Origin of the sequence: Mycobacterium sp., from assembly GCF_049647605.1 — a bacterium.
In the GTDB taxonomy this organism is placed as follows: domain Bacteria; phylum Actinomycetota; class Actinomycetes; order Mycobacteriales; family Mycobacteriaceae; genus Mycobacterium.
The window spans coordinates 34,837-47,346 of record NZ_JBARXZ010000063.1; the positions used below are offsets into that span (position 1 = coordinate 34,837).

The 12,510-nt window shown below is 63.1% G+C and carries 12 protein-coding genes and 1 pseudogene; 4 read left to right on the top strand and 9 right to left on the bottom strand.

Going from position 1 to position 12,510, the window contains the following annotated elements; all coding sequences use genetic code 11:
• Window positions 1-55: 55 nt before the first annotated feature.
• The 9 genes from WBB07_RS08460 to WBB07_RS08500 form a co-directional block, all read right to left on the bottom strand.
• On the bottom strand, window positions 56-1,663 hold the full coding sequence (locus tag WBB07_RS08460; protein ID WP_526306589.1) for a sugar transferase: 1,608 nt from the start codon (window positions 1,661-1,663) through the stop codon (window positions 56-58).
• Window positions 1,664-1,876: 213 nt separating this feature from the next.
• Window positions 1,877-2,548: a helix-turn-helix transcriptional regulator gene (locus tag WBB07_RS08465; RefSeq protein ID WP_526306591.1), complete on the bottom strand. Its 672-nt coding sequence runs from the start codon at window positions 2,546-2,548 to the stop codon at window positions 1,877-1,879.
• Window positions 2,549-2,742: 194 nt separating this feature from the next.
• Window positions 2,743-3,567, bottom strand: coding sequence for a response regulator transcription factor (locus WBB07_RS08470; protein WP_526306593.1), 825 nt, complete (start codon window positions 3,565-3,567; stop codon window positions 2,743-2,745).
• A gap of 429 nt (window positions 3,568-3,996) precedes the next feature.
• Window positions 3,997-5,160: a 17-hydroxy-3-oxo-4-pregnene-20-carboxyl-CoA lyase gene (gene ltp2 / locus WBB07_RS08475; protein ID WP_526306595.1), complete on the bottom strand. Its 1,164-nt coding sequence runs from the start codon at window positions 5,158-5,160 to the stop codon at window positions 3,997-3,999.
• Complete coding sequence (locus tag WBB07_RS08480; protein ID WP_526306597.1) at window positions 5,157-5,561, bottom strand: MaoC family dehydratase; 405 nt, start codon at window positions 5,559-5,561, stop codon at window positions 5,157-5,159. Before WBB07_RS08480 ends, ltp2 begins: the two co-directional genes overlap by 4 nt.
• Entirely contained in the window at window positions 5,558-6,541 is a 984-nt protein-coding gene (locus WBB07_RS08485) for an OB-fold domain-containing protein (protein ID WP_526306599.1), read from the bottom strand. Before WBB07_RS08485 ends, WBB07_RS08480 begins: the two co-directional genes overlap by 4 nt.
• Window positions 6,538-7,701, bottom strand: coding sequence for an acyl-CoA dehydrogenase FadE29 (gene fadE29, locus WBB07_RS08490; RefSeq protein WP_526306601.1), 1,164 nt, complete (start codon window positions 7,699-7,701; stop codon window positions 6,538-6,540). The genes WBB07_RS08485 and fadE29 overlap by 4 nt, the downstream gene beginning before the upstream one ends.
• Window positions 7,701-8,705 carry an acyl-CoA dehydrogenase family protein gene (locus tag WBB07_RS08495; RefSeq protein ID WP_526306603.1) on the bottom strand — a complete coding sequence of 335 codons (1,005 nt, stop codon included), beginning with the start codon at window positions 8,703-8,705 and terminating at the stop codon, window positions 7,701-7,703. The genes fadE29 and WBB07_RS08495 overlap by 1 nt, the downstream gene beginning before the upstream one ends.
• The gene (locus WBB07_RS08500) at window positions 8,706-9,941 is read right to left on the bottom strand and encodes a cytochrome P450 (RefSeq protein WP_526306605.1); all 1,236 of its coding nucleotides are present in this window, start codon (window positions 9,939-9,941) and stop codon (window positions 8,706-8,708) included. It abuts the gene before it with no gap.
• A gap of 118 nt (window positions 9,942-10,059) precedes the next feature.
• Here WBB07_RS08500 and WBB07_RS08505 point away from each other — a divergent pair, with 118 nt between their 5' ends.
• The 4 genes and pseudogenes from WBB07_RS08505 to WBB07_RS08520 all read left to right on the top strand — a co-directional run.
• On the top strand, window positions 10,060-11,223 hold the full coding sequence (locus WBB07_RS08505; protein WP_526306607.1) for a steroid 3-ketoacyl-CoA thiolase: 1,164 nt from the start codon (window positions 10,060-10,062) through the stop codon (window positions 11,221-11,223).
• Window positions 11,223-11,612, top strand: a complete 390-nt coding sequence (locus WBB07_RS08510; RefSeq protein WP_526306609.1) for a DUF8021 domain-containing protein — start codon at window positions 11,223-11,225, stop codon at window positions 11,610-11,612. The genes WBB07_RS08505 and WBB07_RS08510 overlap by 1 nt, the downstream gene beginning before the upstream one ends.
• Before the next feature lie 11 nt (window positions 11,613-11,623).
• Window positions 11,624-12,076, top strand: a complete 453-nt coding sequence (locus WBB07_RS08515; protein WP_526306611.1) for a nitroreductase family deazaflavin-dependent oxidoreductase — start codon at window positions 11,624-11,626, stop codon at window positions 12,074-12,076.
• Between the two features lie 238 nt (window positions 12,077-12,314).
• A pseudogene (locus tag WBB07_RS08520) lies at window positions 12,315-12,510 on the top strand (DUF732 domain-containing protein); the annotation flags it as partial.

Genomic DNA, 12,510 nt, shown 5'->3' on the forward strand with positions numbered 1-12,510 from the left:
GACGCGCGGCAAACACTCATCCCCGGGTCGGCAGGTCTGGCCGAGACATCGGCACTCAGTAGGCGCCGCTGCGGCGCAGGACCGCACCCACAGTCTTGGCGATGATCAAGATGTCGGTGGTCATGGACCAGTTCTCGACATAGGAGAGGTCGAGCCGCACCGCTTCATCCCAGGACAGGTCAGAGCGTCCACTGACCTGCCACAAACCAGTGACACCCGGTTTGACAAGCAGCCGCCTCAGGACGTCACAATCGTAGGCCTCGACTTCTCGCCGCAACGGAGGTCGCGGCCCCACCACACTCATCTCGTTCCTCAAAACATTGATGAATTGCGGAAGTTCGTCGATGCTGTACCGCCGCAGCACACGACCGACCGGCGTGACACGCGGATCATCACGGATCTTGAACAGCAGCCCGTCGGTCTCGTTCGCCTCGAGGAGATCCGAGAGCCGCCTGTCGGCATCGGCAACCATTGTGCGAAATTTCAGCATCGAGAACGGCTGGCCGTCGATTCCGATTCGCTCAGAGCAATAGAGAAGCGGTCCGCGGCTGGTCAGCTTTATCGCCAGCGCCGCGAGAAGCAGAACCGGCATGGTGGCCATGAGCGCGGCAAGCGCGAACAGGATGTCGAAAATCCGCTTCTGCAGACGAATCGCGCCCCGATACTGCGGCTTCTCGATGTGCAGTAACGGCAGGCCGGTCAGCGGCAACATCCGTAGCCGCGACAACGCGACGTCCATTGCTCCGGTCGACACCACCAAGTCGACACCGAGCGACTCCAGATCCCAGATGAGCCTACGAATTCCACGTATCCCGAAGTGCTCGGTGCCGGCGATTGCGACGGTGTCCGCACCGCAGGAACGGATTGCTGCCATCATGTGTGTCTCTTCGCCGACAATCGGCACCCGGCGGCCGCTGAGATCCATGAATTCGTCCCGCGGAGGACCGTAACCAGGAATTCCGATTCCGACGACATGGTATCCGTCGGTGACATGACGACCGAGCTCGATGGCAAGATCCCGGACCACGTCACGGTCCCCGAAGGCCAATACCGCAGTCTGACAACCGCCCTGCACCCTGTGCCGCGTGAGCGCTGCTCGCCAGATCGACCGGTTCAGCACCAGAAGAACGGTCCCGACCGGTAGCGCCACCGCAAGGTAGCCGCGGGCGATATCGAGTTTCAACAGCAGGGTGATGATCGCGATCGCCCCGAATGTCCAGAACGACGCAGCGACCACCCGCCGATACTCTTCGATCCCAGATCCGATGACTTGCGGAGACCTGGTGTGCAGCAGGGTGAGTGCCACCAGCCAACCGACGGCAAAAGCACCAGAGAAGGCCGTTGCGTAATAGGTAGGAGTTCCGGGCAGGGTCAGTTCCGGCCCGAACCTGACGTACTGCGCCAAGCCCACCGCGCCGAACACCACCAGCACATCGATGCATCGCACCTTTGCCGCATATCGGCGCTGCCACTGGTTCCTTCGAAAGACCTGGTTCGGCAGCAGTTTAAGAAGCGATGCCGCCGGCGACGGTTCAAGACCGCGAGTCGGCGAAGCGCCGAGAGAGCCGGCAGTTGCGGCGGCCTGCAATTTCTCATCCGCCGGGACCACCCATAAGGGAGCCACCGGACCATCGTCCCCGCCCACGCGGATGTTCTGCTCCATGTGCCTGTCCCCCGGTCGAGATTCGCAAGTGGCAAAACTTCCAAAGTCAGTGCTCAGCAACACATCCAGCTGATGTACAGCAAGACTCCGAATGGTTTGCCATGTGGCGATAGGCCTCATCGAGAGCTAACTCTTGGAGCACCCTTTTACTATCGGCCCCCGCAACCCTCGGCGTACATGGACCATCAGAGTCAAGTTTGGCCAATCCGCGGTCTAGTTCTTCCGCAAGGATGTGTGATCCAGGTGGATCGCCTTCGCCAGGGCCGCCGCTTCGCGGCGGCTACCCACCCCCAGCTTGGCCAGCAGATTGTGGATGTGATTCTTGACCGTATGGACCGCAATACCCAACTGGGCTGCGATATCTCGGTTGGATCGGCCTAGTTCCAACAATCTCATGATCTGGATCTCCCGATTGGTGAGAGCCAGGTCCGATTCGGGCTGCCGCGGTTTGGCGGCGAGCGCCGGCAGCCGGCGGAGCAAGGTCGCCGCAACCCCCGGGGGACACGAGGGAGGTCCCTCAGCTACGGCGTGAATCAGATCGATGAGGGCCACAATCGAATCGGTGCGTAGGTGGTACCCGAACACACCGGCTTCAGCGCAAGCGATCATGGCGCTTTCGTCCCGTTCGGAGGCGCCGAGGACGATCGCGCGAAGGTTGCGATTCATTTCGAGCGCGGCCCTCAAAAGCAGATCCCGCCCCCGCGTGGCCATGTTGACCAGCACGATGCGGGTCTCGCCATCGGCCAACGCCTGCACCAAAGAGGGCAGGTCCCAAGTGCCGCGAGGTGGTGGAAAGCCGTTCAGCACAAGGACAGCGATGAGGCTCTCGCGGAACAGGGTGCAATCGTCGATGATGACGATCTGCTCACCGCTCAGCCGCGGCACGTCAGGCTGCCCGCCACCGACGAACCGGCACCAAGCCCGACATCCCGACAATGCCGAGGATCATCGGATCAGCAACGCACGGGCCCCTCGTCGTCAGATTTGCCTGCAACGGCTGTGTGACATCCCGTCGTTTCGGCATCTCATCCACTCTTCGCCCAGCGGGACTGGACTCTCGCCGGTTCAATGAACCGAAATCATCGGAACGAATCAGCGAGCGCGGCCGCTTGCCCCCGAGTGCTCACCCCCAACTTGTTCAACAAGCTGTGCACATGGTTCTTGACCGTGTGCACCGCGATACAGAGTCGTTCAGCGATCTCGCGGTTCGAAAGACCCCGCTCGAGCATCCGGAGAATCTCGGTCTCCCGTGCCGTCAGGCCGAGTTCTTCTGGCACCAAAGGACGTTGAGCCGCCAAGGTCGACAATCTGCGAAGGAGTATCCCCGAGACCCTGGGTGAACAGGCAGACTCACCGGCGTCGACCTTCGATATCAGGATCAGCAGTTCCTCGATCGACTCGTTGCGGGTGTGATAGCCCGCGGCTCCCGCCTCCGCGCACGCGACGATGCCCACCTCATCGTCCTCGGAGACGCCGATGACAACGACCCTGAGGTGCGGTGCGATCTCCTTGGCGGCTCGTAGCAGAAGGGCGCTGCCGGCAGTGGCGACATTCAACAGAACGATGCCCACCGCACTGCCGCGGAGGGCTTCGGTCAGGGACTCGAGATCGCCTGCCACCACGACATCCTCGGCCCCATTGGCCGCAATCAGTGCCGCAAGGTTGTCCCGGTGCAGGGTGCAGTCATCGACGATCAGCACCCTGACACCGTGTAACAATCCCCGGTCGACGTTCCCCGCATTGCCTATCTCGGTATTCACCGGCAATGCGGTTGAATACAGCGGCCCCCCTGCCGCACCGAGATGGGATCGAGGACTCGCCGGCTCGGGGGCGGCGGCTGATCCCCCGACAGCCACCGGCAGCATCTGGACGCCCGAAGACGTCATCGACCGGTACCCAGTCATGGCACCCTCCGGTTTTTTTCGAACCGCAGCATGTTCGATTCACCACCCTCCCCTGAGTTCCGCGTCGTACATGCGGTGGCAGACATGCGACCCCATTGTGCGCACGACACTGACCCGTTGTCACGCATAATGCCAACAATCAGCACATCTGTACATCTTTGCCAGGACTGCACTTGATGACGAAACTGCGAGTGGGGAACAGAGTTCAAACTGCAAGCAAACTACTTAGGCGGCTGGTCGGATTTCACAAATCAGACTGTCTACGCACCTGGAAGGCTGATTGACCGGTGGCCGTCGACCGCTAGGTCCGCCTTTGGGCTAACCGCCACCGGTATCCATCGCAGGTTGGACAGCTTCCGATGAAAATTTGCTGTACTTGCATGTGCAGGTACATTTAACGCGTACGGCAATGGCCTGCGCGGTACGGCCTCAGCCGAGAATCAGCCCCGAGGTGGGCACCCCGGTGCCGGCGGTGACGAGCACGTGCTCAACTCCGTCGACCTGGTTCACCGAGCTACCGCGCAGCTGACGCACGCCCTCGGCGATTCCGTTCATACCGTGGATGTACGCCTCTCCGAGCTGACCGCCGTGAGTGTTGATGGGCAGTCGGCCGCCGAGCTCCAACGCTCCCCCCGCGATGAAGTCCTTGGCCTCGCCCTTCCCACAGAATCCCAGCTCCTCGAGCTGGATCAGCGTGTACGGAGTGAAGTGGTCGTACAGGACGGCGGTTTGGATATCGGTCGGCTTCAGTCCCGATTGCCCCCAGAGCTGCCGCCCCACCAGGCCCATCTCCGGCAATCCGATCTCGTCGCGATAGTACGAGTACATCGTGAACTGATCGGCGCCGGCAGCCTGCGCCGCCGCCTCGATGATCGCCGGACGGTGCTTCAGGTCCTTGGCACGCTCGGCAGTGGTGACAACAATCGCCACACCCCCGTCGGTCTCTTGGCAGCAGTCCAGCAGTCGCAACGGCTCGGCGATCCACCGCGAGTTCTGATGATCCTCGATGGTGATCGGTTTACCGTAGAAATGCGCCTTCGGGTTGGTTGCGGCATGCTTGCGGTCAGCGACCGACACCGCACCGAAATCTGCACTGGTCGCGCCGTATTCGTGCATGTACCGCTGCGCGATCATCGCCACCGAAGCAGCCGGCGTGCTCAGTCCGTGTGGATAGGACCAGCTGTACTCCACCCCGCGGGAGTCGGCATTGACGGTCAGACCGGTCATCACCTGACCAAAACGGAACTCCGAGCGCTCGTTGAAGGCACGGTAGGCGACGACGACTTCAGCGACCCCGGTCGCCACCGCCAGGGCGGCCTGCTGAACAGTCGCCGCCGCCGCACCGCCGCCGTATCCGATCTGGCTGAAGAACTTCAAGTCTCCGACGCCAGTGGCCCGTGCGACGGCGGTCTCCAGATTCGAGTCCATGGTGAAGGTCACCAGACCATCCACATCGGTTGGGGCTAGCCCGGCATCGTCGAGCGCGTCGAGTACCGCCTCGGCCGCCAGCCGCAGCTCGCTGCGACCGGAGTTCTTCGAGAAATCGGTTGCGCCGATACCGACTATCGCCGCTTTGCCTGACAGTCCACTCACGCTGCTGCTCCGATGGTCAATGTCGCGGTGGCAATGACGTGATCACCAAGGCTGTTGCTACCCACCACCTTCAATGTGATCAGCCCTTCTTCGACGGCCGTCACCTCACCCCGAAAAGTCACCGTGTCATAGGCATACCAGGGCACCCCGAGCCGCAAACCGATCGATTTGATGACAGCGGTCGGCCCCGCCCAGTCGGTGACGTACCGCCCGACCAGACCCGTATCGGTGAGGATGTTGACAAAGATGTCCTTGGAACCCTTGGCCACCGCCTTGTCCCGGTCGTGATGCACATCTTGGTAATCACGGGTGGCGATCGCCGTCGACACGATGAACGTCGGATCGCCGTAGAGTTCGAGCTCCGGCAGGACGGTACCGACTTCGACGACGGGTGCGCTCATGACGTGGCCCTCTCGCTGGGCTCCCACGCGTACAGCGTCCAAGCCGGGCTGATCTCACTGTCTGGGAAATCGAGATATGTTGCCTGAACCGGCATACCGATCGTCACGGCGGCCGGGTCGACACCACGGAGCTCTCCCAGCATCCGCACGCCCTCTTCGAGCTCGACAAGCGCAATGACAAACGGCAGAGTCCGGCCGGGCACCTTCGGGGCGTGGTGGACAACGTAGCTGAATACCGTGCCCCGGCCCGAGGCCACCACGTAGTCGACGGGTTGGTCTTTGTCCGCCCAGACCGCAGGCACCGGCGGATGCTGCAGACTGCCGTCGGGTCGCTTCTGGATGCGTAGCTCGTGAGCGCCTACGCCGTCCCAGAAGAACTTGGTGTCCCTCGACGAGGACGGCCGCATCAGCTTGTCGGGATCAAGGTCCTCAGGGACCCCGGGATCTCGGATCTCTTCTTTTTCCGACGGCCGGAATTTCATGATGCGCCAGATCATCTCAGCCACTGGCTGTTCCCGGTCATCACCGCAGTACCAGGTGATCTTCTGGGTGATGAAGAAGCCCTCGCCGAGTGCGGTCTGCTTCGGCCCGACGACATCGGTGAGTTCGGCTGCGACACTGACCTGTTCACCCGGGGTCAAGTAGCGGTGATAGGTCTGCTCGCAGTTGGTGGCGACGACGCCGATGTAGCCGGCCTCGTCGAACAGCCCGAGGATCTTGCCGAGCGGGTCATCATCGGGGCGTACCCCGCCCAGACCCATCATGGTCCACACCTGGATCATCGCCGGTGGCGCCACGACTCCCGGGTGACCGGCCGCTATGGCCTCGGCTTCATCCACATAGATCGGGTTCTTGTCACCCATCGCGTCGAGCCAGTGATCGACCATCGGTTGGTTGACCGGGTGACGTCCCAGCCGCGGCTTGCTCTTACCCTCGGCCTTGACACGTTCGGCCGCAGCTCTGATGTCTTCGACATTCACCGGGGCACCCTCGGAACCTTGAGACCAGAGGCGGCGATCATCTCGCGCATCACCTCGTTGACGCCACCGCCGAAGGTGATCACCAGATTGCGTTTGGTCTGGCCGTCCAACCAGGTCAACAATTCTGCGGTGCCGGGGTCGGCCGGATTTCCGTAGCCACCGACGATCTCCTCGGCCAGCCGGCCGACTCGCTGAATGCGTTCGGTGGAAAATACCTTGGTGGCAGCAGCATCCGCCACGGCGATCGTCTCGCCCCCGGCGGCAACCTGCCAGTTCAGCAGTTCATTGATCCGATAGATCGCATGGATCTCCCCCAGAGCCCGCCGCACATTGCCGTTCTCGATCGGCCTCGACCCGTCACTGCCCGGCTTCGAAGCCCAGGCCAGCACCCGGTCATACACCCCGGCCACCTTGCCCGCCGGACCGAGCATCACCCGCTCGTGGTTGAGCTGAGTGGTGATCAACCGCCAACCGGCGTTCTCTTCACCGACCAACATGTCGGCGGGCACCCGAACATCGTTGTAGTAACTGGCATTGGTGTGGTGGGCCCCGTCGGACAAGATGATGGGCGTCCATGAATAGCCCGGATCTTTGGTGTCGACGATCAGAATCGAAATACCCTTGTGCTTGGCAGCTTCCGGGTCAGTGCGCACAGCCAACCAGATGTAGTCCGCATCGTGGGCGCCCGTCGTCCAAATTTTCTGACCGTTGACGACATATTCGTCGCCGTGACGAACGGCGGAGGTGCGCAGCGCCGCCAGATCGGTACCGGCCTCGGGTTCTGAGTAGCCGATCGCGAAGTGCACCTCGCCGGCCAGGATCGCGGGCAGGAACTTCTTCTTCTGCGCTTCGTTCCCGTACAGCTGCAGCGTCGGACCCACGGTCTGCAACGTGACCGCGGGCAGCGGGATATCCGCGCGGGCGGCTTCATTGACAAAAATGGACTGTTCGACGGGGCCGAATCCCAAGCCACCGAACTCCTTCGGCCAGCCGACACCGAGCTTGCCGTCGGAACCCATGCGCTTGATGATGGCGCGATAGGCCTCGTTGTGCCGATCCGACTCCATGGCCTTCGCCTCGTCGGCCGACACCAATGTCGAGAAGTACTCTCGCAGCTCAGCTTGCAACTGACGCTGCTCGGAGGTCAAGTCGATGAACATCAGGCTCCCACCAGGTCCAGACGGTGTGACGGCCCACCCAATAGCCGGGTCAGGTCCTTGATAGTCGAGTAGTAGCGATTCATCGGGTAGGTGATGTCCATCCCCATACCGCCGTGCAGATGGTGACACGTCTGCATCATCGGCGGTGCCTGCGCGGTCAGCCAGTAGCCCAGCACCTCGAGGTCGTCGTCGGCGTCCAGTCCCTCGGACAAGCGCCAGATCACCGACACCGACGCCAAATCCAATGTGCGGGACACGATGTAAACCTCAGCCAGCTGGGCCGCGACGGTCTGGAAGGTCGACAACGGCCGCCCGAACTGCTCACGGTTGGCCACGTAGTCCGCGGTGAGGCGCAGCGCGCCGGCGACCAGGCCCGCGGCAAACGCGCCCGTCGCGGCCAACGCCAGCTGGTTCACCCGATGCGCCTGCGCACCGACAAGCACGTCAGACTCCGGCACCACCACATCGGCGAAGGTCACTGCGAACTCTTCGGTGCCGATGGAGGTCGGCGTCCGGGTGATGGCGACCCCGGCGGCCCCGGCGGGCACCACAACCACGCCACTGTCGGCGGTGACAAGGATCCAGTCGGCGGACTCGGCAGATGGCACACCAACTTTGGTGCCGTTGAGCCTGCCACCGGCCAGGCTCACCGAAGGCCGCTCGGGTAGGGCCGCGCCAGGTTCGTTCAGGGCCGCCGTGAGCACCGCGCCGTCGGCGACACCGTTGAGATAGCGGTCCTGCTGTTCCTGCGACGCCAGGTCGAGAATCGGTAGCAGCGCCAGCCCGAGTGTCGCCAGCGCCGGGCCGATGGTGCCGTGCCGGCCGATCTCGGTCAAGGCCGTCCCGATCTCAGGTAAACCGACCCCGTCACCCCCGAGACGATCCGGAACACCCAGGGCCACAACGCCACCCGCCACCAAAGCTTCCCACGTGTTGTCCCGCGTCAGCACCGACGTCACCACATCGGCGACAGCCAACTGCTCCGGGGCCGGCGTGAAATCCATTCAGGCACCCTTACCGGTGTAGTCGACCTGCCAGTGTTTGATGCCGTTGAGCCATCCCGACCGCAACCGTTCCGGCTCACCAACGGACCGCAGCTCGGGCATGTTGTCTGCGACGGCGTTGAAGATCAGATTGATGGTCATCCGCGCCAGATTCGCGCCGATGCAGTAGTGCGCACCGGTGCCGCCGAATCCGACGTGCGGGTTGGGACTGCGGGTGATGTCGAAGGTGTGCGGATTCTCGAACACCTCCTCGTCGAAGTTCGCCGAGCGGTAGGACATCACCACCCGCTGCCCCTTCTTGATCTGTACCCCACCGAGCTCGGTGTCCTCGAGTGCAGTGCGCTGGAATGCCGACACCGGGGTGGCCCAGCGGACGATCTCGTCGGCCGCCGTCTCCAGACGCTCCTTCTTGTAGAGCTCCCACTGATCAGGGTTTTCGGAGAACGCGATCATGCCGTGCGTGATCGAGTTGCGGGTGGTCTCGTTACCGGCGACCGCCAACATGATGACAAAGAACCCGAACTCGTCGTCGGAGAGCTTCTCGCCCTCGACATCGGCCTCGATCAGCGTCGTGACGATGTCATCGGTCGGATTCTTGGCTCGCTCCTCGGCCATCTTCATGGCGTAGGTGATCAGCTCGAACGAGGACATCGCCGGATCGATGTCGGCGTACTCGGGGTCCTCGCCGCCGGTCATCTCGTTGGACCAGCGGAAGAGCTTGTCGCGGTCGTCCTGCGGGACACCGAGCAGGCCGGCGATGGCCTGCAGCGGCAGTTCACACGACACCTGCTCCACGAAGTCGCCGGTACCTTCGGCAGCGGCGTTCTTGGCGATGTTCTGGGCACGGGTGCGCAGTTCGTCCTCGAGACGGCCGACCGCACGCGGGGTGAATCCCCGCGAGATGATCTTGCGCAGCCGGGTGTGTAGCGGTGCGTCCATGTTGAGGAGCACATGCTTCTGCAGATCGATGGCGTCGCGAGTCATCTCCTGCGGCCACACCGGGATGGCGCCGTCCGGCGAGCTGCCGAAGATGTCGTTTCGCTTGGACACCTCCTTGACGTCGGAGTGCTTGGTGACCAACCAGTACCCCTTGTCACCGAAACCGCCGGTACCTCCCGGTACATCGACCCAGTGAACTGGTTCTGCTTTTCGTAGCTCGGCAAGCTGTTCGACTGGAAGACTCTCGAGGTTGACGTCGGGGTCCAGGAAGTCGAAGTCAGCGGCAATGCTCGTCACGGTGGGCTCCTCAATATGACGTTCTCTAGTGTCAGTAAAACATGCTCTCACCGCAGACAAAAGGCAGTGCAGCATCCTCGCTTGTCAGACTAATGAAACGTGTTCTAGCCTTCATCGTATGGGCAATCCTGTGATCGTCGAAGCCACCCGTAGCCCGATCGGAAAGCGCAACGGCTGGCTTTCGGGGCTCCACGCCACCGAACTGCTGGGCGCGGTGCAGAAATCGCTGGTCGACAAGGCCGGTATCGATCCGGCTGATGTGGAGCAGCTGATCGGTGGCTGTGTCACCCAGTACGGCGAGCAGTCCAACAACGTCACCCGGGTCGCCTGGCTGACCGCCGGCCTGCCCGAGGGGGTCGGCGCAACCACCGTCGATTGCCAATGCGGCAGCTCGCAACAGGCCAACCACATGGTCGCCGGGCTGATCGCCGCCGGCGCCATCGACATCGGCATCGCCTGCGGCGTGGAAGCCATGAGTCGCGTCGGACTGGGCGCCAATGCCGGCCCCGACCGCGCCGCCATCCGGGCCGCTTCCTGGGATATCGACATGCCCAACCAGTTCGATGCGGCCGAGCGCATCGCGCAGCGTCGGGGGATCACCCGCGCCGATATCGACGCATTCGGCTTGGCCTCACAGCAGAAGGCCAAGCAGGCCTGGGCCGAAGGCCGCTTCGATCGGGAGATCAGCGGCATCGAGGCGCCGGTGCTCGACGACCAGAAGCAACCGACCGCCGATCGCCACATCGTGACCCGCGACCAGGGCCTGCGCGAAACCACCGCCGAAGGACTGGCTTCGCTGAAGCCGGTGATCGAGGGCGGAATCCACACCGCGGGAACGTCCTCGCAGATCTCCGACGGCGCAGCGGCGGTGCTGCTGATGGACGAAGAGGTAGCCAAGGCCCGTGGGCTCAAGCCCCGCGCCCGGATCGTCAGCCAGGCACTCGTCGGCGCGGAGACCTACTACCATCTCGACGGGCCGGTGCAGTCCACGGCACGGGTACTGGAGAAGGCGGGCATGAAGATCGGCGATATCGACCTCGTGGAGATCAACGAGGCGTTTGCGTCGGTGGTGCTGTCCTGGGCGCAGGTACATGGTGCCGATATGGACCGGGTGAACGTCAACGGTGGCGCCATCGCACTGGGTCATCCGGTCGGCAGTACCGGCAGCCGGCTGATCACCACCGCCCTGCACGAGTTGGAGCGCACCGACAAGAGCACGGCGTTGATCACCATGTGCGCCGGCGGCGCACTGTCCACAGGCACCATCATCGAGCGGATCTAGTGGCCTCGTACACCGAGGCCCAGCGCATCGCCGCAGCCCAGGCATACATCGACGCCTTGGTGAGCCACCGGGCCGATGCCGTGCCGTTTGCCCCCACCTGCACTCGTGTCGAGCTCGGCCTGAAAACTGGGTTTTCCGGAAATCACCTGCGCCGCAGCCTCAACCGCGGTCTGCAGTACCGGGTGATCGAGTCGACCACGGTGCCCGAGTTCACGGTGGCAGGAGACCATCTGAGGGCCCGGTTCGACCTGGTCACCAAACCCAGGATCGCCGGCCGGCGAGTCGGTGCGCACATCGACGAGACGTTTCGCATCCCGGCCACCGGCACCACCGAGCATCCGGAGATCCAACACATCCGGGCCGGTATCCGGCCGTTCCTGACTAGTTGACGGAGAACAGTATGGCCTCCCCACCTCGGGCATTGAACTCCAAGCAGACCGGCACCATCATCAAATGGATGTCGAGGGCCAACACCTGGATCTTCAAGAAGACCGGCGGCAAGCTCGGTGACAAGTTTCTCCGTGGCGCACCGGTCGGCATCCTGACCACTACCGGCCGGAAAACCGGCCAAGCCCGCGAGAGTCCGTTGCTGTTCCTGCAGGAGGGACGGCGGATCATCCTGGTCGCATCCCAGGGCGGTCGCGCCACCCACCCGATGTGGTATCTGAACCTGCGGACCGACCCGCGAATGAAATTCCAGACCAAACACGAGGTCCTCGAGCTGACGGCACGGGACGCCACCGATGCCGAGCGTGACGAGTACTGGCCGAAACTGGACGCGATGTATCCCGATTTTGTGACCTACCGGTCCTACACCGACCGCAAGATCCCGATCGTTCTCTGCGACCCGTAGACTGGCCGCCCAACTCCGATTCACGACACCGCTTGCCGGAATCTGCTCCGCACCCGTCGCCGGCAGCATATGCTGCGACCCGCACAGGCGACGAGATGCACAGCGCCTGAACACAAGTCGGGGTGGCTTGCATACAACTGCGATCGTGCTTGGCATCGCCATGGCCGTCTTTCCTGAGCTCCCTGGCGGAGTCTGGGGACCCACTGAATACTTAGCTCGTTTACGTTAGGATTCGCTGATGCGTGGAGTACGGATCGGAGTGTTCACCGCGGGCGCGGCCCTCTCCCTGGCCCTGGCCCCGGCGGCTCATGCCGATCCCGATGAGGCGTTTGCCGAGCAGCTGCACGGTTTCGGGATCTACGGGCAGAAGGATTACAACGCCTGGATCGGCAAGATCATGTGCAAACGGCTACGCAACGGCCAAGACCCGGACG